The sequence below is a fragment of the Actinoplanes sp. CA-030573 genome (genome assembly GCF_050951115.1).
Lineage (GTDB): Bacteria > Actinomycetota > Actinomycetes > Mycobacteriales > Micromonosporaceae > Actinoplanes.
Window position 1 is genome coordinate 9,640,990 of record NZ_CP192038.1, and the last position, 23,170, is coordinate 9,664,159.

The 23,170-nt window shown below is 69.8% G+C and carries 16 protein-coding genes and 1 tRNA gene; 7 read left to right on the forward strand and 10 right to left on the reverse strand.

The window, feature by feature from the left end; genetic code table 11:
• Positions 1 to 14 precede the first annotated feature (14 nt).
• Positions 15 to 971, forward strand: a complete 957-nt coding sequence (locus tag ACQP2F_RS44735; protein ID WP_433298893.1) for an ArsA-related P-loop ATPase — start codon at positions 15 to 17, stop codon at positions 969 to 971.
• Here ACQP2F_RS44735 and ACQP2F_RS44740 read toward each other — a convergent pair.
• Together ACQP2F_RS44740 and ACQP2F_RS44745 are read right to left on the reverse strand one after the other, a co-directional pair.
• Positions 968 to 1,447, reverse strand: a complete 480-nt coding sequence (locus tag ACQP2F_RS44740) for a hypothetical protein (protein WP_433298895.1) — start codon at positions 1,445 to 1,447, stop codon at positions 968 to 970. The genes ACQP2F_RS44735 and ACQP2F_RS44740 overlap by 4 nt on opposite strands.
• Positions 1,448 to 7,891, reverse strand: a complete 6,444-nt coding sequence (locus tag ACQP2F_RS44745) for an RHS repeat-associated core domain-containing protein (RefSeq protein ID WP_433298897.1) — start codon at positions 7,889 to 7,891, stop codon at positions 1,448 to 1,450.
• A gap of 142 nt (positions 7,892 to 8,033) precedes the next feature.
• Between ACQP2F_RS44745 and ACQP2F_RS44750 the strand changes: the two genes are divergently transcribed.
• A complete protein-coding gene (locus ACQP2F_RS44750) occupies positions 8,034 to 9,176 on the forward strand; it encodes an ArsA family ATPase (RefSeq protein WP_433298899.1) in 1,143 nt (380 codons plus the stop codon).
• 1 nt (position 9,177) lies between these two features.
• On the opposite strand, the gene ACQP2F_RS44755 is transcribed toward ACQP2F_RS44750, so the two are convergent.
• Positions 9,178 to 9,480 carry a WhiB family transcriptional regulator gene (locus ACQP2F_RS44755; protein WP_433298901.1) on the reverse strand — a complete coding sequence of 101 codons (303 nt, stop codon included), beginning with the start codon at positions 9,478 to 9,480 and terminating at the stop codon, positions 9,178 to 9,180.
• Between the two features lie 296 nt (positions 9,481 to 9,776).
• On the opposite strand from ACQP2F_RS44755, the gene ACQP2F_RS44760 reads away from it, so the two are divergent.
• Complete coding sequence (locus ACQP2F_RS44760; RefSeq protein WP_433307899.1) at positions 9,777 to 12,200, forward strand: transglycosylase domain-containing protein; 2,424 nt, start codon at positions 9,777 to 9,779, stop codon at positions 12,198 to 12,200.
• Between the two features lie 55 nt (positions 12,201 to 12,255).
• On the opposite strand, the gene ACQP2F_RS44765 is transcribed toward ACQP2F_RS44760, so the two are convergent.
• Both ACQP2F_RS44765 and fdhA read right to left on the reverse strand, forming a co-directional pair.
• A complete protein-coding gene (locus ACQP2F_RS44765) occupies positions 12,256 to 12,690 on the reverse strand; it encodes a hypothetical protein (protein WP_433298903.1) in 435 nt (144 codons plus the stop codon).
• A 107-nt stretch (positions 12,691 to 12,797) separates the two neighbouring features.
• A complete protein-coding gene (gene fdhA, locus ACQP2F_RS44770; protein ID WP_433298905.1) occupies positions 12,798 to 14,015 on the reverse strand; it encodes a formaldehyde dehydrogenase, glutathione-independent in 1,218 nt (405 codons plus the stop codon).
• Between the two features lie 236 nt (positions 14,016 to 14,251).
• On the opposite strand from fdhA, the gene ACQP2F_RS44775 reads away from it, so the two are divergent.
• On the forward strand, positions 14,252 to 14,656 hold the full coding sequence (locus ACQP2F_RS44775; RefSeq protein WP_433298907.1) for a hypothetical protein: 405 nt from the start codon (positions 14,252 to 14,254) through the stop codon (positions 14,654 to 14,656).
• 49 nt (positions 14,657 to 14,705) lie between these two features.
• Positions 14,706 to 15,128, forward strand: coding sequence for a hypothetical protein (locus ACQP2F_RS44780; protein WP_433298909.1), 423 nt, complete (start codon positions 14,706 to 14,708; stop codon positions 15,126 to 15,128).
• 2 nt (positions 15,129 to 15,130) lie between these two features.
• Here ACQP2F_RS44780 and ACQP2F_RS44785 read toward each other — a convergent pair whose 3' ends face one another.
• From ACQP2F_RS44785 to ACQP2F_RS44800, 4 genes are all read right to left on the reverse strand, one after another.
• Positions 15,131 to 15,607, reverse strand: a complete 477-nt coding sequence (locus tag ACQP2F_RS44785) for a nucleotidyltransferase domain-containing protein (RefSeq protein WP_433298911.1) — start codon at positions 15,605 to 15,607, stop codon at positions 15,131 to 15,133.
• Between the two features lie 62 nt (positions 15,608 to 15,669).
• Positions 15,670 to 16,041: a hypothetical protein gene (locus tag ACQP2F_RS44790; protein ID WP_433298913.1), complete on the reverse strand. Its 372-nt coding sequence runs from the start codon at positions 16,039 to 16,041 to the stop codon at positions 15,670 to 15,672.
• Between the two features lie 119 nt (positions 16,042 to 16,160).
• Complete coding sequence (locus tag ACQP2F_RS44795; RefSeq protein ID WP_433298915.1) at positions 16,161 to 19,088, reverse strand: M36 family metallopeptidase; 2,928 nt, start codon at positions 19,086 to 19,088, stop codon at positions 16,161 to 16,163.
• Between the two features lie 278 nt (positions 19,089 to 19,366).
• Positions 19,367 to 19,822 (reverse strand): GatB/YqeY domain-containing protein, encoded by a 456-nt coding sequence (locus tag ACQP2F_RS44800; RefSeq protein ID WP_433298917.1) that lies wholly within the window; start codon positions 19,820 to 19,822, stop codon positions 19,367 to 19,369.
• A 25-nt stretch (positions 19,823 to 19,847) separates the two neighbouring features.
• On the opposite strand from ACQP2F_RS44800, the gene ACQP2F_RS44805 reads away from it, so the two are divergent.
• Both ACQP2F_RS44805 and ACQP2F_RS44810 read left to right on the forward strand, forming a co-directional pair.
• A complete protein-coding gene (locus tag ACQP2F_RS44805; RefSeq protein WP_433298919.1) occupies positions 19,848 to 20,744 on the forward strand; it encodes a metallophosphoesterase in 897 nt (298 codons plus the stop codon).
• A gap of 72 nt (positions 20,745 to 20,816) precedes the next feature.
• A tRNA-Pro gene (locus ACQP2F_RS44810) sits at positions 20,817 to 20,893 on the forward strand.
• 293 nt (positions 20,894 to 21,186) lie between these two features.
• On the opposite strand, the gene ACQP2F_RS44815 is transcribed toward ACQP2F_RS44810, so the two are convergent.
• Positions 21,187 to 23,040 carry an adenylyl cyclase gene (locus ACQP2F_RS44815; RefSeq protein WP_433298921.1) on the reverse strand — a complete coding sequence of 618 codons (1,854 nt, stop codon included), beginning with the start codon at positions 23,038 to 23,040 and terminating at the stop codon, positions 21,187 to 21,189.
• Positions 23,041 to 23,170: the final 130 nt, after the last annotated feature.

Sequence of the window (23,170 nt, forward strand, 5' to 3'; positions counted from 1 at the left end):
GTACCGTTGGAGTCATGGGCGAGCACGTCAACAGCAGATGGCCGGCGCGGCTGCACGTCGTGACCGGCAAGGGCGGCACCGGGAAGACCACGGTGGCCGCCGCGCTCGCGCTGGGCCTGGCCGCCGACGGCCGGCGCACGCTGCTGGTCGAGGTCGAGGGCCGGCAAGGGATAGCGCAGCTCTTCGAGGTCGAGCCGCTGCCGTACAAGGAGCTGCCGATCGCTTCCGTGGCCGGCGGCGGCGAGGTGCGCGCGCTCGCGGTCGACCCGGAGGAGGCGCTCCTGGAGTACCTCGACATGTTCTACCACCTGGGTGCGGCCGGCCGGGCGCTGCGCAAGGTGGGCGCCATCGACTTCGCCACGACGATCGCGCCCGGTCTGCGTGACGTACTTCTCACCGGCAAGGTCAAGGAGGCCACCACCCGGTCGCACGACGGCCGGCGGGCGTACGACGCCGTGGTGCTCGACGCTCCGCCGACCGGCCGGATCGGCCGCTTCCTGAACGTGACCGCCGAGACCGCGCGGCTCACCAAGGTCGGCCCGATCAAGACGCAGAGCGAGGGGGTCGCTTCGCTGCTGCGCTCGCCGATCACCGCGGTGCACGTGGTCACGTTGCTCGAGGAGATGCCCGTCCAGGAGACGCTGGACGCGATCGCCGAGCTCGAGGCCCTGAACATCGCGCCCGGCCGGATCATCGTGAACGGCGCCCGCCCGGCCCTGCTGACCGGGGGCAAGGTGACCAAGGCCGAGCTCAAGCGCGGTCTCACCGAGGCCGGGCTGCCGGCCGACGCGGGCACGGTGAACGGTCTGGCCGCCGAGGCGAAGGCCTACCTGACCCGGCGGGAGCTGGAGGAGTCGCTGCGCGGCGAGCTCGCCGAGGCGGGCCGGCCGGTCGTCGAGCTGCCGCTGCTGCCCGGTGGCGTGGACCGGGCCGGCCTCGACGAGCTGGCCGCGCTGCTGACCAAGGACTAGTCCTCGTCCTCGGTCGGCCGGGGGTTGTAGACGTAGTGCTCGTCCGAGCTCGTGGTGAACAGCCGCCAGCACTCGATCGGCCCCGCGACATCGGGAAACACCTCGATCGTGAGGTCGAGGTCGGACTCGAGGGTGATCGCCCCGCCGCGCCCCAGCTCGGCCCGGACGATCCGGAACTCGTGCTCGGCGAACCGGGAAGTGAGCATCCGAGCGGACCGGTCGTACCGCGTCCGGTACTTGTCGAACGAGTCCTCGTCCTTGCGGTCGAGGGGATAACGCATGTCGGCCGAGGCGACGAGGATCCGGTCGCCGGCCCGGACCCGGAACGGGCACACGACGTGCAGGCGTACGTCCTCCTCGCCGCGCATCGAACCGAGCACGACGATGTTGAGCGTCCGGCGGAGCTCCGCCAGCCGCGCTCCCTCGAGAGCGCGGACGGCGGAGTCCAGATCACCGGCGCCGTACCTGGTACTCAATTAGTCCTCACAGAACAGCTTGAGACCCTCTTTGAGGATGTCGTTGTAGTCGCCACCCTTCTTGGTGATGGCGTCGTGCCACCTGCGCTTGTCGGCCTCGGTCAGATCCTTGCCGACCATGCGGGCCCGCCGCTTGATCTCGGCCCAGGCGGCGTCCGCCTGCTGCTGCTGAGCCTCCCGGCTGTGCGACGTGCGGTACCCGTCGTCGTCCTCGTCGCCGGAGTCCCAGTCCATATCCTCCCAGGACGGGTCCCAGCCGCCGGACGCGGCCGACGAGTGCATGGCGCTGTTGCCGATGGCCCAGCCGCCGGCGGCGCCGAGCAGCGCGATGCCGCCGAGCGCGACCGCGTCGGTGATGACCACGCCGCCGCCGACGACCAGGGCCGCCGCGCCGCACGGTTCCAGGACGATGCATCCGCCGACCGCGACCGCGGCGCCGACGATCATGAGGCCGGTGCCGAGCGTGCCCCAGAACGACCGGCCGGTCGGGTCGGTGTAGTTCAGCGGGTTGTCGCCGGAGTACAGGTACGGCTGGCGGGTGGTGTCCACCAGCGGGTCGACCGTGAGGAACTCGGTCGTCGCCGGGTCGTAGTAGCGGGCCCGCAGGTAGACCAGGCCGGACTCGGCGTCGGTGTACTGGCCGGTGTAGCGCAACGGAGTGTCCAGCGTTCCGCTGCGCGTCGCCGTCCCGTACGCGGTGTACGCGAACGTCGCGCCCACCGTGCCGGTCGAGGTCAGCAGCGCCATCGTCGAGCCGACCTGGTCGTGCACGTAGAACGCCGTCCCGGCCGCGCCGACCTGCTCGATCGGCGTGCCGTCCGGCCCGTACAGGTAGATGGTCGAGCCGTCGCTGAGCAGGTTCGGCGTCGCGTTGCCGTCCCAGACGAACGTGGTGGTGACTCCGCCGACCGTCTTGCTCGTGCGCAGGCCGTCACCGTCGTACTTGTAGGTGCCGCTTCCACCCGGGCCGGTGTACGACGTCAGCCGGGACGCCTGGTCGTACGCGAACGTCTTGGTCGTCCCGGCGGTGAGCCGGTTGCCGAGGTCGTCGAACGTGTACGCGGTGGCGCCGGACGGAACCGTGCCGCACGTGGGGTTGGTGACCGCGCCGCTCGGCTGCGACCAGCAGAGCCGCCCGGCCGGGTCGAACGCCTGGGTCGCCGTGCCCACCGTGGTCGGGTTGTCGGCCGCGTCGTAGGCGAAGGCGGTGCTGCCGAGCGCGGACACCTCCTCGCGCGGGTTGTAGGTGGCCGCCTCGGCCGCCGCCGTGCCGACCTTCCGCGACGAGACCTGGCCGATGTTGTCGCGTCCCCAGGCGAGCTGGACCAGCGTGCCGGCCGCGGTCGAGGTGAGGCTGCCCCGGTCGTCGTAGCCGTTGGTAACGGTCACGCCGTTCGGGTACGCCGTGGTCTGCACCAGGCCGGTCTTGGTGTAGCCGAAGCTGGTCTTGTTGCCGGCCGGGTCGGTGACGGTCGCGAGCCGCCCGTCGTCGTCGAACGTCCGGGCCACCGCCTTGGTCTGGCCCGGGTAGAGGATCGACGTCTGGTTGCCGCCGTTGTCGTAGCCGTACGTCACGGTGGCGCCGGAACCCTGGGTCTGCGCGACCAGGTCGCCGAAGACGTCGTACTTCCAGGTCGAGGTGCCGGTGCCGTCGGTACGGCTGATCATGCGGCCGGTCGGGTCGTAGGCGTAGGTGACCTTCGGCGTCTTGCCGTCCGAGTAGGTCACCGAGGTGGTCCGGCCCAGCACGTCGGTGCCGATCGTGGTGGTCCGGCCGGCCGGGTCGACCCGCGAGACGGTCCGCCCGGCCGGGTCCAGCTTGACGGTGTTGGTCTTGTTGTCGGCGTCCTTGCGGCTGACCCCGCGGCCCTGCCCGTCGTAGCCGTACGTGGTCTTCGCGCCGAGGCCGTCGACCGTGTCGGCGATGCTGCCGTCCGGGTTGTAGTGCGTCGTGGTGCTGATGCCGCCGGCCCGGGTGGACTTGACGACGCGTCCGGCCGCGTCCACCTCGATCGTGGTGGCGTTGCCGTTGGCGTCGGTGGTGCCGGTCGTGTTCCCGTCGGCGTCGTAGGTGGTGGTGACCGACTTGTTCAACGCGTCGGTCACCTTCGTGCGGCGGCCCCGGAGGTCGTACTGGTAGCTGGTGGTCTTGGTGTTGGCATCGGTGAGCGAGGTGAGCCAGGACCGTCCGGTGTCGTAGCCGTACGTGGTGACGTTGCCGAGCGGGTCGGTCACCGTCTTCACGTCGCCGTACGCGTCATAGGTGGTCTTGGTCGTCTTGCCCCGGGAGTCGACACTGCGGGTGCGGTCGGCCGGGTGCGCGGCGTCGTCGTAGTAGAAGTTCGCGGTGCGCACCGGCTCGGGCCCGAAGTTGCCGGTCACCGACTCGACCACGTTGTTGGCCTCGGTGACGGTCGTCGAGGTGAGCTGGTTGTTCTGGTCGTAGCCGTTGACCGTGGCGACGCCGTTCGCGTCGACCTTCTCGATCAGGTTGTTGGCGTCGTCGTACATGTAGTTGGTGGTGAAGCCCTGCGCGTCGGACGCCGAGGTCACGTTGCCGCGGTCGTCGTACGTGTAGGTCTGCATGTTGCCGTCGGCGTCGGTCTGCGTGGTCACGCCGAGCGTCGCCGGGTCGTAGGTGTAACTGGCCGTCCCGGCGTCCGCGGTGCCGTAGCCCTTGGTCTCCGAGATCAACAGCCCGTTCTCGTACGTCTGCAGGTCCTTGTGCCCGGACGGATCGGTGACCAGGACCTGACCGGTGGTCAGCCCGCCGTTCGGGGCGTAGGTGAAGCTCGTGGTCCGGCCGGTCGGGTCGGTCTGGGCGGTGACCCGCTCGGCGCTGTCGTAGGTCATCGAGGTGACCGCCGAGGCCGGGCCGGCGGCGTTGGCCGGGGTCCGCATCGAGGTCATCACGTGCGTGCCGGACTGGTACGCGTACTGCTCGTGGCCGCCGTCGGGATAGGTGACGTCGGTCAGGTCGCCGGCCGCGTTGTAGGAGTAGGTGACCTTGCGCCCGGTCTGGTCGGCGACGGCGGTGATGTGCGAGCCGGTCCAGGTCAGCGTGTACGAGCGCGCGGCCGGGTCGGTGACCGTGGTCAGGTGCCCGGCCGTGTCGTAGGTCAGCGACGTCTTGTACGCCGGCACCGCCTTGCTGCCGGCCACGTCGGTCTCGGCGGTGAGCCGGCCGGTGGCCGCGTCGAAGGTGAAGATCTCCTGGTTACGGCGGGTGTACGTGTAGACCGAGCCGCTCTTCACCAGCGTGGCGTCGAAGCGGGGCGCGGCCGGCGCGTACGTGCCGGAGGTGTTGGTGAACGGCACCGAGGAACCGTCCTCCTGCCGGACCGTGACGTCCCCGGTGGTCGCGTCGGTGATCGCCCGCAGGTCGTATCCGTAGCTCCAGCCGTAGCCGAACGCGCCGTTCTCGGCGAGCGTCTTGTTCGGCCCGTTCGGGTCGGCGATGCCCTCGGCGTAGCTGCGGGTCATGGCCAGCGACATGCCGCGGCCCGGCGTGGTCAGGTCGGTGAAGGCCTGCCCGAAGTAGCCGGTGCTGGTGTCGACCGGGTCACCGGCGGTGCGCCGGGCGCAGCCGCAGGCGATGTAGGCCGGGTTGCTTCCGCGCGGGGCGTCCTTGATGCCGGGCGGGCCGCCGATCGGCTTGCCCGGGGTGCCGCCCTGCGGGATGAACGCGACCGCATCGAAGGCCACGTCGAAGTCGGAGTTCGCGAAGCCGCCGTTGTCGATCGAGCTGCCCTTGTTGGTGAGGACGACGTTGCCGCCGTTCTGCATCGCGAAGGTGCCGATGGTGACCCACTGCTCGGAGTTCCAGGCCTGGTTGACCCGGATCCGCCACGGGCTCACGCCGCCACCCGGGTTGATCGTGTAGACCACGTTGGTGGCCCGCGCGCCCATCGCCGGGATGTGCAGCTTGATCTTGTAGTACTGGAGCTTGGGCAGGACCGGCGTCCAGGTGCCCGTATTGATCAGGGACGGCTCGCTGCCGTTCTGGGTGTGCGTGAACAGCACCCGGCCGCCGAGCCCGGAGCCGAGCTGATGGGTGTCGATCGCGCCGATCGGGTCGCCGGCCGCGTTCTTCCCGTACGCGTACGTGAACGTGCCGTTGCTGGTCCAGTTGGCCGCGCCGCAGCCCTGCAGGTTCCGCCGGTTGGGCTCGTCGTCGACGATGATCGCGTTGGCCGCGACCTTGCTGGTGTCCAGGCTGCACGTGGGCGGGTTCCGGCTCGGGTTGGCCGGCTCGGACGAGCCGCTGCCCACCTCGTACGCGCTGGTCGCGCAGTTGGTCGGGCAGTCCAGCCAGCTCACCGCCTTGTGCCACCAGCAGCGGTACGAGTCGAGCATGCAGTGCCCGGCGCCGGGGTTGCTGGTGTTCTGGCCGTTCGGGTCGCAGTGGTTGTCCGCGACCGTGCACATCGTGGTGAACGGCGCGGGCTGCACCCAGGTCTTGCCGTTGTGGTAGGTCGGCCGGGCGTAGGCGTCGGCGCTGTACCGCTGCAGCGGCTGCGCCATCCAGCCCAGCACCCGCTCCTGGTAGGGCCAGCTGTTCGGGTGCTCGGCGTCGGCGTACGTGTTCTTGAGGTAGGCCGGCCGGCTCGGCGAGTAGTCCGGGTTCGCCGGGTTGTTCGACCAGCCCAGGCCCCACGTGCCCTCGGGGCCCGTGCAGGTCGGGCCGGGTGTGCAGCCGGTCGTGTTGCCGTTGGCCGCGTTCGGCTGGATGCCGGAGTTGTAGGCCCAGATGGCGAAGTACCAGTTCTCCAGGTAACGCGGGCTGCCGTCGTTGGCGGTGATCCCGGCGGTGTAGAGCTGGTTCCAGGTGTTCTCCAGGATCTGCAGGCCGGCCGCGATGTTCTCCTGGTAGTCCACGGCGATCTTGGTCTGCCCGTTGACCGAGTACGCGGTGTCGCCCACGTGCATGCCCGAGGTGACCTGGCCGAGGCCGTAACCGCAGTCGGCCGCCGCGTAGTTGATCGAGCGGATGTCGCCCGCCGCGCCGTAGTAGTCGGCGATCAGCGGGTTGCCCGCGACGCCGGCCGCCGAGTGCCAGGAGGCCTGCGACCAGTTCGACTCCTGCGCCACGATCGCGTCGTAGACCGAACGCGGCACCGAGTTCCACGAGTCGGCGGCCGGGTGCTGTAGACCGATCTTCGGGAAGTCGCTGTTCGGGGCGTACGCGGCCAGGCCCATGTTGGCGAAGCCGGCCGGCCGGGTGTAGGCCGAGCCGGTCAGCAGGCCCTGCTCGGCCATCTGGATCGCCCAGTTCACCTGGGCCGCGTTCGGCTGCATCGCCTGCTTGGCCGGGTCCAGCCGGGGCACCGCGCAGGTCGGCGTCTGGGTGGCCGCGACCGCGGCGGTCGCGGTGTAGGCCGCGGTGGCGGTGGTCGTCCGCACCGCCGCGCCGTCCGGCTGCTCGGTCCGCACGACCTTCCCGGTCCGGGTGGCCAGCGTCTCGCCCGGCTGGGCGCCCTGCAGCGCGTGCCCGTCGAGCGAGGCGGCGGTGGCGCCGTACGTGAGCGGCTTGTCGTCGACCTTGCGCACCCCGGTGTTGCTCGCCAGGTCGGTGCTGGTCGCGCCGGCCAGCAGCGGATGCCCGGACCGGCCGGCGAAGAGCTGCATCCGGGCGAGCGGACCCACACCGAGGCGGGTGGTCCGCCCGGACCGGTAGTGCATGGCGGTGGCGGTCGTCGCGCCGGCCGCGGCCTGCAGATAGGCGACGCCGTCGGCGGTGGGCCGCAGGTCGTACGCGGTGCCCTCGACGGCGGCGAGGTTCGCGGCCTTGCCGCCGGCCACCGACACCAGGTGGTGACCGCGGACGCCGACGATCTGCTTCGGCAGCGGCACCGAGGAGGTGACCTGCCCGTCGACGGTGACCGCGGTGGTCACCCGGCCGGTGGCCAGGTCGGCCCGCAGCAGCCGGGTGTCCTCGTCCTGGGCGCCGACGTAGAGGGTGAAGATCGCGTCGTCCCCGGCGCCGCAGCCGGGCGAGAAGTACTTCACGCCGACGCCCTTGGCGACCGGGTGGACCTTCCCGCTGGCCAGGTCCACGGAGTAGGCGAAGCCGCCGTGGTCGCGGGCCGCCGCCGAGTTGGCACCGGAGATCGGCAGGATGGCGACCGCGGCGTACCGGCCGTCGCCGGAGAGGCACTGGTAGCCGGTCCACGAGCTCTCGTCCCGGCCGGCCGGTCGCAGCACCGCGACCTCCCGCCAGGCGAAGCCGGCGCTCTCCCGGCCGACGAGCAGGTGATAGCCGTCCTGGTCACCGTGGCCGTCGAGGGCCACGTCCGCCGAGCGGGCCGCGTCCGGGCCGAAGTCGAGCGCCTGTGCCGGGTGAACCTCGGGCCGGGCCTGTGCCGTGGCGGCCGGCGCCGCGGTGGGCGCCACCGCCAGCGGCGCCAACAGGCTGACCAGGGCGGCGAAGGCGATTCTGGGCATGCTGAACACTGCTCATCCCCCGTTCTTTGCGAGCGGGGCCATGGGAACACAAGATCATCGATTAATTCAACTTCCTAGATAGATATCGATTCAGCCGTGACGCGTTCTACAGGCCGTACTCGTTACGCATCAGTACGCTCGAATGGTGCCCCTGCAGCAGCGAGCCGTTCCCAGCCTCGACGTCGACCGCCTGCTCGGCGACCCCGCCGTCCGCATCGTCGTGTGCTGCGGCGCCGGCGGCGTGGGCAAGACGACCACCGCCGCCGCGCTCGGCCTGCGGGCCGCCGAGGTGCACGGCCGGCGCACGGTCGTGCTCACCATCGACCCGGCCCGCCGGCTCGCGCAGTCGATGGGCCTCAGCGAGCTCGACAACACCCCGCGTCAGGTCAAGGGCATCGACGGCGAGAACGGCGGCGAGCTGCACGCCATGATGCTCGACATGAAGCGCACGTTCGACGAGGTGGTGCAGCAGCACACCACCCCGCAGCGGGCCGCCGAGATCTTCGCGAACCCGTTCTACCAGGCCATGAGCTCGACCTTCGCCGGCACCCAGGAGTACATGGCGATGGAGAAGCTGGGCCAGCTGCGCGCCACCGACGAGTGGGATCTCATCGTGGTCGACACGCCGCCGTCGCGCTCGGCCCTGGACTTCCTGGACGCGCCGGCCCGGCTGTCGCGCTTCCTCGACGGCCGGATGCTCCGGCTCCTGCTGGCCCCGGCGCGGTCCGGCGGGAAAAGCATGTTCTCGCTGGTCACGGCCTCGTTCGGGCTCTTTTCCCGTACGGTGCAGAAGGTCCTCGGCGCCCAGCTCCTGACCGACCTGTCGGGGTTCGTCGCGGCGCTCGACTCGATGTTCGGCGGGTTCCGCCAGCGCGCCGACGAGACGTACCGCATCCTGCAGGATCCGCAGACCGCGTTCCTGCTCGTCGCCGCCCCCGAGCGCGACGCCGTCCGGGAGGCCGCCTACTTCGCCGAGCGGCTGGTCGCCGAGCGCATGCCGCTGGCCGGCCTGGTGGTCAACCGGATGCACGGCTCCGAGGTCGCGGACCTGAGCTCCGAGCAGAGCGAGGCCTCGGCCGACGCGCTGCCGCCCGAGCAGAGCATGACCGCCGACGCCCTGCGGATCCACGCCGCGCTGATGCGGCAGACCGAGCGTGAGGTGCGGGTGGCCGCCACCCTGACCGACGCATTCCCGTCGGTGCCGGCCACCTCGGTCACGGCGCAGCCCGCCGACGTCCACGACGTCGACGGGCTGCGAACGATCGGCGCTCTGCTAGCCGCCTGAGCTAACGGGTCGGCACGAGCACCTTGTCGGCGCTCTTCTCGCGCATCGCGGCCTCGAACATCTTTCGCCAGCTCGCGACGTGCGGGTGGCGGCGCAGCAGCGCCCGCCTCTCCCGTTCGGTCATTCCGCCCCAGACCCCGAACTCGATCCGGTTGTCCAGAGCATCGGCGAGGCATTCGTAGCGAACCGGGCAGCTGCGGCAAATCCTCTTCGCCACGTTCTGCTCGGCGCCCTGCACGAACAGTGCGTCAGGGTCGCCACTCTGACACGCCGCCATGCTGGGCCAATCGCTGATCATCCCCATCTGTACACGTCCCCCCTTGCGTTCACCCCCTGACGTCCGCGCGCTTATGTCCCCCAAGCGATGCAGACGTCGTGCGATAACTCGCCGGACCATCATGCTCTGTAGTTGGGCGATTACGCAACGTTGTCCCTCAAATACCCATAGCTCGGGAGTACCGGGCAAAGGCCACATGGCGATTTGGCGATGGGGCAGCGCGAAGGGGCCTGCTCGATGCACAATCAATCTGGGCGAACCGTGACCTTCTCGACGCGCGGTCACGCCTCCCGTTCGCGTACCCTGCCCAGGTGACCTCCTGGATGCGCAGACGCGATCACAACATCTTCGCCAACGCGACGTCGCTGCTGATCTGCGGCCTACTCGCGGGCGTCGTCGTCGCGGCCGCCGCCTTCCCGGCTGCCGCGATGTCGGGCCTGGCCGCCAAGGCCGGCGGCGAGACCTTCGCGAACCTGCCCAGTGAGCTCAAAGACTTCAGCTCGCCGCAGATCACCCGCATCTACGCGTCCGACAACAAGACTCAGATCTCGCAGTTCTACGACGAGTTCCGCAGCGACGTACCGCTGAAGGAGATCTCGAAGTACATGCGCGACGCCATCGTCGCCGCCGAGGACCGGAACTTCTACCACCACAACGGCGTCGACCTGAAGGGCGTGGCCCGGGCGTTCGTCAACAACAACAGCGGCAAGTCCCAGCAGGGCGCCTCGACGCTGACCATGCAGTGGGTGCGCATGTCGCTGGCCTACTCGGCGACCAACCCGCAGGAGGTCGTGGACGCGACCAAGGACACACCCAAGCGCAAGATCACCGAGATGAAGTACGCCGTCCAGGTGGAGAAGGAGCTGAGCAAGGACCAGATCCTCGAGCGCTACCTGAACATCGCGCCCTTCGGCAACCAGGCGTACGGGGTCTTCGCCGCCAGCCAGGTGTACTTCAACAAGAAGCCCAAGGACCTCACGATCGCCCAGGCCGGGATGCTGGCCGGCATGGTCAAGGCCCCGACCAGCTTCAACCCCACCACCAAGGAGGGGTACGACCAGATCCTCCAGCGCCGCAACAACTACGTCATCCCCGGCATGGTGCAGATGGGCGCCATCACCCAGGCCGAGGCGGACAAGGCGGTCAAGGAGCCGCTGCCGCGCACGGTCAAGCCGGTCGGCAACGGCTGCGTCTCGGTGGCCAAGAACGCGTGGGGCTTCTTCTGCGACTACTTCTACCGCTGGTGGATGGGCCGGGAGGAGTTCGGCGAGACCGCGTACGACCGGGAGCGTCGCCTGAAGAGCGGCGGATACCGGATCACGACGACGCTGGACATCAAGGCTCAGACCGCGGCCCGTGACAACATCTCGGAGAAGATCAAGGACACCAACAAGAACGCGCTGCTGATCGCCGCGGTCGAGCCCGGTGACGGCAAGGTCCGCGTGCTGGCCGCCAACCGGAAGTACAAGCTCGACGACCCGGCGCACCCGCAGAACAAGATCTCGTCCGACCCGCGCAAGGCCAAGCAGGGCATCCGGGGCACCTACCCGAACACGACGAACCCGCTGCTCAGCGGCGGCGGCGACATCACCGGCTACCAGGCCGGCTCGGTGTTCAAGATGTTCACCATGGTGGCGGCCCTGGAGAAGGGCTATCCGCTCGGCTACACGATCAACGCACCGAAGCAGTACCGGTCGGGCTACATCATCGAGCCGGGCAGCCCGTCGGCCTGCAAGGGCACGCACTTCTGGTGCCCGGGCAACGCGGGCGAGGGCGAGGCCGGCGTCTACAACATGTGGACCGGCTTCGGTAACTCGGTGAACACGTACTTCGTGCCGCTCGAGGAGCGGGTCGGCGCCGAGAACGTGGTGGCCGTGGCCAAGCGGTTCGGCGTGCAGTTCCGGGTCAAGGACGACGCCGACCTGGCCGCGCCCGGCTCGGCCGAGCAGTGGGGCGCCTTCACCCTCGGCGTCTCGGCCTCGACGCCGCTGGACATGGCGAACGCGTACGCGACGCTGGCCGGCGACGGCATGTACTGCGAGCCGACGCCGATCGAGCAGATCACCTCGCAGACCGGCGAGAAGCTCGATGTGGGCAAGTCCCACTGCATCCGCGCCACCAGCAAGGACGTGGCCCGCGCGGCGCTCGACGCGGCCCGCTGCCCGGTCGGCGACTCGGCCCAGCTCGGCCAGTGCCACGGCACGACGGCCGGGCAGACCCACGGCCAGGTCGGCCACCCGGTCTTCGGCAAGACCGGCACCACCGACCACGACAAGACCGCGGCCCTGATCGCCGGCACGACGACCCTGGTGGTGGCCGGTTACCTGGTCAACCCCGACTACCAGGACCACTCCGACCGCATGTCGCACCAGATCGTGAACCCGGCGGTCTGGGAAACCCTGGGCGACTTCATGGAGGGCAAGCCCAAGGTCCAGTTCAAGACCCCCGGCAACGAGAAGATCGCGTACGGTGACCAGCGCTCCATCCCCGACGTGACCTGCGACCCGATCTCCAGCGCCCTCGACCGCCTGGAGGGCGCCGGCTTCGACGCCTCGGTCGGCGGCGAGGTCGACTCGTCCTGCCCGGCCGGCACGGCGGCCGACACCAACCCGAGCGGCCGCACCATCAAGGGCGGCGTGGTCGTGATCGAGAAGAGCAACGGCAAGAGCGCGCAGCAGCCGACCGAGCCACAGCAGCCCGGCCTGCCGACCCTGCCCACGGTGAAGCCGACGAAACCGCGCCGCTGACCTGGGCGGGGAGGGTCTTCCGGCCCGCCGCGGCCACCCTGTGCACTCCGGTGGCCTAGGACTCGTCGGTCGGCGGGTGCGAGCCGTCGGCCGGCGGGCGGCGGCTTGCCCGCTTTGTCTCCGCGGCGTCGCGGTCCTCGCGGGCCGAGTGGCGGTGCTCGGCCGCACGGCGAGCGTGATCCGCGCTGTCGGCGTCGCCGAGCAGTGCCAGCGTTTCGTTCAATGCGGCCGCGCGCTCGTGGGCGGCGGCGGCCGCTTCGTTGGCCTCGGCCGCGAGCTCGACCGCCTCGTCGGCGGCCTGCCGGGCACGCTCCAGGTTTTCCCGCGCCCGTCGCACCTGTTCGGCGCCCGAGTCCTTCAGCTGCGCCAGGTCGGCCGGGGCCCGCTTTCGCCGCCAGGCCAGCTCGTCGCGCCGCTCCTGGATCTCCTTCGCGCGATCGCGGGCGCGCGATCCGCGGCGGCCATGCCGATCGGCGGCGTCGTCGCCCACGCCGGTAAGCGTAGTTCCCCACCACGTCGACGGGAACCGCCACCCACGGATCCCTCACCCCGCCGATGGACCGGCCCGCGCCTTCCACGGGCCGGTCCGGGCATCGATCAGCGGCGGATCACGCCGTGCGGGTCGAGCACGTACTTCCGGGCCGCGCCCTGGTCGAACTCCTGGTAACCCTGCGGAGCCTGGTCCAGCGGGATGGGCGTGGCGTTGACGTTTTTCGCGATCTGCACCCGGTCGTGCAGGATCGCCATCATCAGGTTCCGGTTGTACTTCATCACCGGGCACTGTCCGGTCACGAACGAGTGGGACTTGGCCCAGCCCAGGCCCAGCCGCAGCGACAACGACCCGACCTTGGCCGCCTCGTCGACGCCGCCGGGGTCCCCGGTGACGTACAGGCCGGGAATGCCGATCGCCCCACCGGCGCGAGTCATCGTCATCAGCGAGTTGAGCACCGTGGCCGGCATTTCGGTCTCCGCGTTCTGGCCGTGCCCGCGCGCCTCGAAACCGACCGCGTCCACCGCCGCGTCGACCAGCGGCTCACCGATCGCCGGGGTGTCCGGCCCGAGAATCTGCTGGACCTGCTCGAGCGGGTCACCCTGAGCGACGTTCACGGTCTCACAACCGAAGCTGCGGGCCTGCGCCAACCGCTCCTCGTTCAGGTCACCCACGATCACCACCGCGGCGCCCAGGAGGTACGCCGAAGTGGCCGCCGCCAACCCGACCGGGCCGGCCCCCGCCACGTACACCGTCGATCCGGTCGTGACGCCCGCGCTCACGCAGCCGTGGTATCCCGTCGGGAAGATGTCGGTGAGCATGGCCAGGTCGAGGATCTTCTCCATCGCCTGGTCGCGGTCCGGGAAGCGGAGCAGGTTCCAGTCCGCGTACGGGACCAGCACGTACTCGGCCTGACCACCGACCCAGCCGCCCATGTCGACATATCCGTACGCCGAACCGGGACGATCCGGGTTCACGTTCAGGCAGACTCCGGTCTTGCCCTCCTTGCAGTTGCGGCACCGCCCGCAGGCGATGTTGAACGGCACCGAGCACACGTCGCCGACCTTGACGAACTCGACGTCCGGCCCGACCTCGACCACCTCGCCGGTGATCTCGTGGCCGAGCACCAGGCCCTGGGGTGCGGTGGTACGTCCGCGTACCATGTGCTGGTCGCTGCCGCAGATGTTGGTGGCGACCGTCTTGAGGATCGCCCCGTGCCGGACCTTGCGGCCGATGTTGGCCTTATTGACGCCCGGCCCGTCCTTCAGTTCGTACGTCGGGTAGTCGATGTCGTGGACCTCGACGCGTCCGGGTCCCTCATACACCACTGCTCGGTTTCCTGGCATCGTTGCCTCCGTCCAGACGTGGGGACTGATGGCGCGCGCACCCCCCGTCGGGCCGGGGCGGCGGCGCCCACGAATGCCAGTCTTCACCCGACGGCCGCGGAGGAAAGACCTGGTTTGTGGCGGCTCACGCCGATTCCGGCATTGGGCGCATATCCTTACGGTGCTCGATGGATGACGTATGGTGATCAGTCATCGACCCGTTTGAAGGTGTGCGCTTGCCGCCGAACCCGTTGTTCCAGCGCCTGAGGCGGCTACGGCTGCCGGCGGAGCACTGCGCGGTCTTCGGCAGTGGCCCGCTGGTCGCGCACGGCATCAAGGCGAGCGCCGGAGACCTCGACGTGCTCGCCCGGGGACCGGCGTGGGAGAGGGCGCTCGCGCTCGGCACGCCCGTGGTCCCGGCATCCGGGTACGGGGAGATGGTCGAGCTCGAGGGCGGCCGCATCCAGATCTTCAACGCCTGGACGTCCCCGTCCTGGGACACCGACTCCCTGATCGACGGCGCCGACGTCATCGACGGCATCCGCTTCGTGACGCTGGCCGAGGTGCTGCGCTGGAAGGAGGCCGCCGGGCGGGCCAAGGACGTGCCGGACATCGAGCTGCTCCGGCGGGCGCTCTCCTGAGCCGTCCGGTCGCTTTTCCTCGACGTTGGCGTTAACTACGCTTTGTCGCGTGGGGGACGACGAATCTGCCGGCCGTGCGCGTCGCGACGAGCACGCCCACCACCGGGTGCACGAGCTGCAGGAGCGCATCGACGAGCTGGCGGATCGGCGTCGCGAGCTCGACCGCTACATCGCCGAGGCGCGCGGCTCGGGCGTGGGCCAGGTCCGGCTCGCCCACGACAACTTGGAGCGGGCCAAGCTGGCGGCCGACGAGGCGGCCGAGTTCGCGGCCGAGGCCAACGAGGCCGCGGCTCATGCCCATGACCGCGCCGCGGCGGTGAACGAGGAGTTCGCGAAGCACGAGGGCGCGGACCGCGAGAAGTACGCGCAGCGGGCGGTCGAGCATCGCCGCAGCGCCCAGGAGGACCGGGCCGCCGCGGTGGCCAAACGAGCCGGCGCCCGGCGTGCGCCCGACCCGCCGCCGGCCGGCTGAGCTCAGGCGAGAAGCCGGCGAAGCACGGCGATGTCGGCAACGTCCTTGTCCCGCCACGGCTTGCCGTTGCGCAGCGTCGGAAACTGTTCCTTCATCGCCAGCATCCCGGCGACGCTCATGGCCGGCACCGCAACGCCGTCGAGCACGCCGGGATCCGTACCGAACGAATCGGCCGGAAAGACCCAGTCCGCGAACCGGCCTTGCACCTGAATGAAGCTCCCGTCCGCTCGGCGGTCGAAATAGGCAGTGCTGAAGTCGACGCCGTCCCAGACGAACTCGCACGCCTCTTCCGGCGGCTGGGTGGCCAGCGCGGTGGCGCCGGCGGCCACCAGGGCAGCCTTCGAGCGTTCGTCGTCGGCCCGCGAAACCCAGAACTCGACATCGCCGTGGTCGCGTGTGACGCGGCCGATCCGCGCGTCGAGGCCCCAGCCGCCGAAGAGCCAGAGGGGTATCGCGGCGGCCGAGAGCGTGTCCACCACCCGATGGATCAGGCGGAGCTGAGCCCGAGTTCGTTCGTCCATCGTCGGGAGGCTACGCGATCCTACGGCGGGCGCCGCAGGTCGGCGTGGGACGCTCGCAGGGCGTCGACATCCGGGTCCGCACCGGGTGGGCGTACCTCATCGAGCCTGGCCCACGCCTCGCCGAGCGCGTGCTGCAGTGCCGCGTGTTCGGCTCGCAGGTCCTCCCGCACCTTTTCGATGCGCCTCAGCCACCCGTCGACCGTTTGCCGGCGGCCGCTCTGCCGCAGCACGTCAATCGGCACAATGGCGGCCGCCGGGCGGCCGGCGTCGGTCACCACGGTGGCTTGCCGGGTGAGGCCGGCGAGCCTGACCAGCTGCACGAAACGGGTACGCGCCTCGGCCAGCGTGAGCTCCAGCGGGGGACGAGGCGCGGCTGCGGCGGGTTGGGTCATAGAGCGATGATGACCGCCGGGTACGACATTTCCGTCGAGCGGCGGGTTGACGATGTTCTTGACCGTGGGCCTCTGCAGCGCGGGGCCCCGCGAACGGGGCCCCGCCACAGTAGCCGGTGCTACGAGGTGGTGCCGTACACCCCGACCTCGGCCAACGACGTGTACACGCAGCCGGCCGGAAGGTCAGCGCTCGCGCACGCGGTCGCCAGGTCGCCGTCGACCTGCGGGGACAGGATCGTCACCCGCACGAAGGCGACCGCGGCGGTGCCGCCGGTCAGCGACACGGGGTTGAGCCGGCCCTGGTCCGCGACGGCGAAGGAGCCGGTCGCCGCCACGGTCCACGCCTTGCCGTCGGCCGACGTCTCGACCCGGTAACCCTTCGTGCCCGACGTCGGGTCACCGATGCACGGCGCGCCCGGGTCGATGTCGATCTCGGAGACGTTGACGCCGGCCGGTAGCTGCACGACCACACCCTGCGGCACCGCGGCACCGCCCTCGAGCGTGGTGTCCACCACCCAGCTGGAGCCGAGCGACTGGTCGAACGCCGCCGCCGGGCCGCAGCCGTACTGGCTGTAGTCCGTACCGTCGGCGGACACGACCTTGGCGCCGCCGCCCAGAGCCGCCCAGTCCCGGCGTACCGACCAGTTCACCGTGATGCTGCGCGACGGCACCGAGAGCGTACGCACGACCCGGTCGTAGCCGGCGCCGCCGGCGGAGACCTTCGGGTACGTGCCCGGCAGGATGCCGGTGATCGTGTACTTGCCGGCCGCGTCGCTGACCGCGGCGTAGTCGCCGGGGAAGCCGGACGCGTGGCCGCCGAAGGTGACCGGCACGCCGGCCGCGGGCTTGCCGAAGTTGTCGGTCACCGTGCCGGTCACCGCACCTCGTGGAGTGTTCGCCGCGGGCGGCAGCGAGAAGTCCTCGACCGGCTCGGCGTCGTCGCCGTTGAGCACGCCGGCGAAGAATCCCATGCCGCGGGCCGCGAACGTCTTCCAGATCTTCGCGGCGTTCCGGCCGTTGTCGACCACCCGGTCGGCCTGCAGGATCGCGTTGCGCTCGTCGAGGAACGACGGGTTCGCCGGGGACAGCTCCATCGCCCGGGTCACCAGGCTCTCGGTGGTCTTGCTGCCGAGCGCCTTACGCAGGTCCCACAGGGTCTGCGCCCAGATCTCGCCGTCGGCGTGCACCTCGGGGAACCCGATGACGTGCCCGAAGTCGCCGTAGGTATAGCCACCCGGACCGGAGAACGGGGTGCCAGCGCACGCCTTGGCGGCGCTGCCGACGGGGCAGTCGATCGGCATCGTGCGGATCAGGTCCTGGTTGCGGCCGACGTACTCGCCGACGCGCAGGTTGCCGGGCGCCGGGGTGTCGGTGTAGAAGCCCTGCGCCACCAGGAAGTCGAACGCGTAGAAGTCGCTCCAGGCCTCGCCCATCGAGCCGGCCTGCACGTTACCCAGCGTGGAGACGCCGTTCGCGTCGACGACGAGCCGGTTCGACAGGCCGTGCGTGTACTCGTGGTACACCACGTCGGCCTCGTTGGCGCTGCTCGTCGCGACGAACGGGTCGGTCTCGTCACCCGGCGTGTGGAACAGGTACATCTGCATCCGCGGCGGGGTGCCGTCCGGCGGGGTCGACATGTTGGCGTTGTCGACGTGCTGCGGGTCGGGCAGGCCGTTCGCGGTGTTCGCACCGTCGAGCGACTCACCCTGCACGGCGTCGTCGTCCACGGCCTCGAAGTTGCCGGCCGCCCGGGTGAAGCCGATCGGGTTGGCCGCCAGGTGGTCGTGGAACTTGCCGAGGAAGTAGAACAGCTGCACGGCGTCCTGGGCGCGGTTCTTCTGCCAGGAGTTCCGCACCGCCGGGTCCCATGAGCACGGGTACGTGGTGGAGCACAGCCCCGTCGGCGCCTGGAACGGCGTGAACCCGTACGCGAACGAGCCCGGCTTGACCGGGAGGATCTCCTCGCTCTTCTGCGCCGTGTTGTCGTCGTTGGCGTCGGTGTAGACGTGCGCGACGTTGCCCGCCAGCCACGGCGAGTTCTTCGGGAGCCAGCCCGGCTTGGTCAGGTCGCGCAGCTGCTGCTGGCCACCCTTCGGCGCGTTCGGCCGGTTGTCCCAGGCCAGGCCGTTGTCGGAGTCGGTGAGGCTCTGCCGGTACAGCACCCGGCCGTTGGCCGCGTCGACGACGTGCAGGAACAGCCGCTTGGCGTCGGGGTAGCTGAGCGTCTGCCACGCCAGGCGCGGCCCGACGAGGCTCTGGAAGACGACCAGCTGCGCGCGGTCGCCGGTGCTGAACGTGGTGGCCTGCGCCGCGCCGACCGGCTTCGACGCGGTGGCCGCCCGCGGCGCCACCTTGACGTCGGAGGCGGCCCGCAGCCGGGCCGCCTCGGCGGTGATCTTCGCGGTGCCGAGCCCGGCGTCGACCACGCCGGGCACCGGCGAGCCGAGCACGTTGATCAGGCGACCGTCCTTGGCGACGTTGGCCTTCAGGCCGTTGCCGAACACCGGCACGCCGCGCACCGACTGCACGAAGCTGAGGTGGTGCGTTCCGGCGATGTCCACATAGTCCTTGCGCAGCTTCAGGCCCGCGATGTCGGCCGCGGACAGGCCGAAGGCGTCGCGGTGGAAGCTGACGTAGCGCAGTGCGATGGTACGGGCGGACATCCCGCTCGGGCCGGTGAGGAAGCCGTCGAGCCGGGCCACCGTACGCGGAGTCTTGGTCAACGGGTCGATGTCGAGGATGCCTTGCGTGCCGAGCGCCTTGCGCAGTGCCCGCACGCCGGACGACGGGCTGGCGGACAGCCGCGCCGAGCGGGCGGCGAGGGCCTTGCCGGCCCCCGCGCTCTCGCGGGAGTCGAAGAAGTCGACGTTGTCGCCGAGCGCATCGATGCGGTTCGTGGACTGGGCGCTGCCGGTGTTCGGAGCGGGTCGGGGTTCGGCGTGGGCATTGCCCGGAAGGAGCGCCGCAACGGCGACCGTGAGTGCCGACGCCGAGGCTGCCGCACGCCGGTGCAGCGTTGCGTGCCGGCGGGAGCCGCTTAAGTGCATAGAAGCCTCATCGGGGTGTCGAGATCGTCACCAACCCCCGGAGTCTTGTCGGACACTGATCGACAGACAAGAGTTCGTCGATGCTTGCAAGGGATTTCCCTATTGCCCTCGACGAGGGTCTTCGTGCCGAACCGATCGGGCGCGGCGGGCGAGCGGCGGGGCCTGTGGGCGCTCCACTGGGCGGGGCCGTAGGACGCGGTAGCCAGCCCCGCCGCCGGTGGTGCGGTTGGGGGCCGGTCCGCTCGTACATCCGCGTGAATTTGGTTTTGAGCCGGCAGCTAGACGCCTAGCTGGCGCCGCACCTCGGCTGCTACGCGGCCGCCCTCTGCTCGGCCCGCCACCGCCGCCTGCGCCGCCTTCATCGCCGGGCCCATCTGTGCCTTGCCGCTCACGCCTGCCTGCTGCAGCGCCTGGGTGACGATGGTGGCGATCTCCTCGTCGGTGAGCTGTTTGGGCAGGTAGCGGTCGATGATCTCGCCCTCGGCGCGCTCCTTGGCCGCCTGGTCGGAACGTCCGGCGTCGGCGAAGGCGGTTGCTGCCTCGCGACGCTTCTTCGACTCCTTGGTGAGCACCGCCTGCACCTCGTCGTCGGAGAGATCGCGTGCCTCGCTGCCGGCCACCTCGGCGTTGCGCACCGCGGCCAGCGCCATCCGCAGCGTGGCGGTGGTCAGGTCGTCGCGGGACTTCATGGCGGTGTGCAGGTCATCGTTCAGGCGATCTTTCAACGTTCCCATGACCGGAGAAACTACTCTTGCCGACATGCGTAAGCGCCCCCTTATCGCCCTGGCCGCCGGTGTGGCGGCGGCCGGCGCGACCACCTTCGCCTACTCCTCGCTGATCGAGCGCAACCTCTTCACGCTGCGCCGCTTCGACGTGCCGGTCCTCGAGCCGGACGCCGAGCCGCTGCGGATCTTGCACATCTCGGACCTGCACATGATGCCCACCCAGCGGCGCAAGCAGGAATGGGTGGCCGCGCTCGCCGGCACCGACCCCGACCTGGTCGTCGTGACCGGCGACAACATGGCCGACCCGGAGTCGCTACCCGGCGTCCTGCGTGCGCTCGAGCCGTACCTGTCGCTGCCGGGCGCCTTCGTCTTCGGCTCCAACGACTATCGCGGGCCGGTCTTCCGGAATCCGTTGCGCTACGTGCTTCCCGGAGAGCGCGAGTACGTGCAGGGAGTCGACCTGCCCGCGGAGGATCTCCGGGCCGCGTTCGTCGATGCCGGCTGGGCGGACTTGAACAACGCTCGCACGGTGCTCAAGGCGGGGGGTCGCTCGATCGAGCTCGTCGGGGTCGACGATCCGCACATCGAGCAGGACGACTACCCGTCGGTGGCCGGCCCGGTGTCGAGCGGGGCCGACCTGCACATCGGGGTCACGCACACGCCCGCGTCCCGGGTGCTGAACGCCATGGCTTCCGACGGGTTCTCGCTGATGTTGGCCGGTCACACGCACGGTGGGCAGGTTTGCGTGCCGCTGTACGGGGCGTTGACCACCAACTGTGACCTGCCCCAGTCGATGGCGAAGGGGCTGCACCGCTGGCCCGGGTCGGAGTCATGGCTGCACGTGTCGGCCGGGTTGGGCACCCACCCCACGGCGCCGATCCGCTTCGCCTGCCGGCCGGAGGCCTCGGTGCTGACGCTGATACCCCGCTGACCTGCGGTTTTGCGGTTTGGGGGATACCGATTTCGCGTGGGCCTCGGCGTCGGATACTATTTCCAGGCAGCTCGGGGTGTGGCGCAGCTTGGTAGCGCGCTTCGTTCGGGACGAAGAGGCCGTCGGTTCAAATCCGGCCACCCCGACCAAGAGTTTTGCCACGTCAGGACCGGTTCTTCCGATCAGGGGAGCCGGTCCTGAAGTGTCTCTGCAGCCGCTCCGGGTAGACCGGGCCGCCACGCCCGTACCCCAGCTGTGCGACCGCGCTGCGCACCTTCTCTCTTGTCGGCGCCGAAAGTCGCGACGCTTCACGACGCGGATTCAGACGACGGCTACCCCCTGCTTCGTGAAGAGCCGCGGAAGGCGGATGGGCCGGAGCAGAGCTCCGGCCCATCGAGTCGATCTGGGTTGCCCTTGTGAGCGGGCGTCCTGGGGTCGCGCCTCAGGGGAAGCTGACCACCTGGACGGCCACGTCCGGGTTGACGCTGCTGCTGGCAGAGCCGCCGGTGTTGTTGATGACGTGGTCGATCGTGCCGTAGTCGAATGTCGCGGTCGATGGTGTGAGCGCGATCGTCGTCAGGTCGTGGAACTGGACAGCGGGCTTTACGGGCGCCTCGAAGGACCGCGTTGCGTGCAGTCCGGAGGTCTTGTTCGTGTAGATGTAGCTACCCATGCCATAGCCCTGGAACGTGTCGACCGAGTCCGCGACCTTGAACGCGGCCCACCCGAGCACACCGTCGTGCGACCACGCAGCCTGGCTCGGAGCGTCGTAGGGCAGCTCGTTCTGGAAGAACACCACGGTGCCGCCGTTGCCGTTCCAGACGACGTTGTACTTCTGGAAGTGCTCGACGAACAAGCCGGTCGCGGTGACATCGTCACCGTTGACGACGAGGCCGGTGCCGGAAGTGTTGACCGTCCAGCCGACGGAGCCGTCGACGCCGTGGTCCGCACGCCAGACCCACAGGTCGTCGAGGAGAGCGCCGTTCGTGTTGACCTCGAGCGCGACGTCAGCCTTGCCGACGTGCGGCCCGCCGACGCGGAAGAACACGTCCTGCAGCGCGACCGGACGGGCGTCGTCGCTGTGCGGGACGCCGTTGTTCCCGTTCTTGGTGCCGATCTGGACGAGCACCGACGAGTTCACGGGCCCGGCGTCGACCGTGATGCCGGCAATGTCGATGCCGGCGACGTCAGCGGTGCTCAGCGCTGTTGCACCGTTCTGCGCCGTCAGCGTCGCCATGCCGAGGCCGAGGACGACCGTATCGGGACGCTTGACCTTGATGGTTTGCGCAACGTCGTAAACGCCTGGAGTCAGAAGTAGGTTCTGCCCCTTGGACAGCGCATTGTTGATGGCCTGGACCGAGTCGGAGGGCTTCGCGACGAAGAAGCTCGACAGCGGGAGCGAGGTGCCGGGCGTGTGGCCGTTGGCCCATGAGGTTCCGGCGGAGTTCCGCTGCGCGGACGGAACAAAGACCGCCCAGTTGCCGGAATCGTCGATGTAGAGGTACGGCTTCTCCCTGCTCAGCGGGGTCGTCGCGAGCGTGGTGTAGGCGTGGCCGTTACCGAAGTCCTGTGCGGGGGCGTTGATGTCACCCGAGAAGACCTGGTTCCAGACATAGTTGGACCAGCCCCCACCGAGGTTGCTGTTCCGGACGTAGAACTGCTGCTGCGATCCGTTGAGGGCTCCGCCTTCGAGGAAGGAGTCGGCGACGAATCCGCCGCTCGCGAAGTTGGGGTTCTCGCAGTACGGCATGAACGTGGTGAAGCCCTTGACGTCGACGCGGCGCATCGGCGCGGCCTGCGACACGGCCCACATCTCGTTCGACGTGTGACAGTCGCCGACGCCCTTGAAGTTGATCGTCAAGTTCGAGACGGACCGCCAGAACGTGTCGAGCGCGCCGCTGCCGTTGTGGCCGAACGCCGCGACGGCGCCGTTGATCGTCACGTCGGAAGGGTCCTGGCCGAGGCCGTCGACCTCGGTGTAGTAACCAACCTTGATGATCAGTGGCTGCGCCTGGGTGCCGTACGTCCCCGGCTTGAACAGCAGCGCGTAGCGCGCGCTGCCCATCTCGTTGTTGTCCTGCTGCGCGAAGATCGCGTCGGCCTTGGCCTGGATCTCGGCCGTCGGCATGCTGGGGTCGAAGACGATCACGTTGGGGCCGAAGGCCGGCGAAACCCCGGCAGGGGGTGCGGCGGTGGCCGACGTGCCCGTGAGGGAACTGATGGTCACCACGGCGAGACCAATGGCGAGCATCCGCCCGAGGTGGCGGCGGACGGGCCGCCCGGCAAGTGTGGTCATGCTGGAGGGGGTCCTTCCCGTCATGTGCTCGAAACAGCTTCGATCACAGTTTGAAACAACCCTTCCCGTCAAGAGTTCAGCAAGCGCTCAAGCTCCAAAAAATCTCGCCCGATTTCCGGCCCAGGTCCGT

Bases quoted from the DNA above. Each gene is read 5' to 3' on its own strand.
- ACQP2F_RS44735 (WP_433298893.1), top strand. From the start codon at position 15: ATGGGCGAGCACGTCAACAGCAGATGGCCGGCGCGGCTGCACGTCGTG.
- ACQP2F_RS44745 (WP_433298897.1), bottom strand. From the start codon at position 7,891: ATGCCCAGAATCGCCTTCGCCGCCCTGGTCAGCCTGTTGGCGCCGCTG.
- ACQP2F_RS44750 (WP_433298899.1), top strand. From the start codon at position 8,034: ATGGTGCCCCTGCAGCAGCGAGCCGTTCCCAGCCTCGACGTCGACCGC.
- ACQP2F_RS44755 (WP_433298901.1), bottom strand. From the start codon at position 9,480: ATGGGGATGATCAGCGATTGGCCCAGCATGGCGGCGTGTCAGAGTGGC.
- ACQP2F_RS44760 (WP_433307899.1), top strand. From the start codon at position 9,777: ATGCGCAGACGCGATCACAACATCTTCGCCAACGCGACGTCGCTGCTG.
- ACQP2F_RS44790 (WP_433298913.1), bottom strand. From the start codon at position 16,041: ATGACCCAACCCGCCGCAGCCGCGCCTCGTCCCCCGCTGGAGCTCACG.
- ACQP2F_RS44795 (WP_433298915.1), bottom strand. From the start codon at position 19,088: ATGCACTTAAGCGGCTCCCGCCGGCACGCAACGCTGCACCGGCGTGCG.
- ACQP2F_RS44800 (WP_433298917.1), bottom strand. From the start codon at position 19,822: ATGGGAACGTTGAAAGATCGCCTGAACGATGACCTGCACACCGCCATG.
- ACQP2F_RS44805 (WP_433298919.1), top strand. From the start codon at position 19,848: ATGCGTAAGCGCCCCCTTATCGCCCTGGCCGCCGGTGTGGCGGCGGCC.
- ACQP2F_RS44815 (WP_433298921.1), bottom strand. From the start codon at position 23,040: ATGACCACACTTGCCGGGCGGCCCGTCCGCCGCCACCTCGGGCGGATG.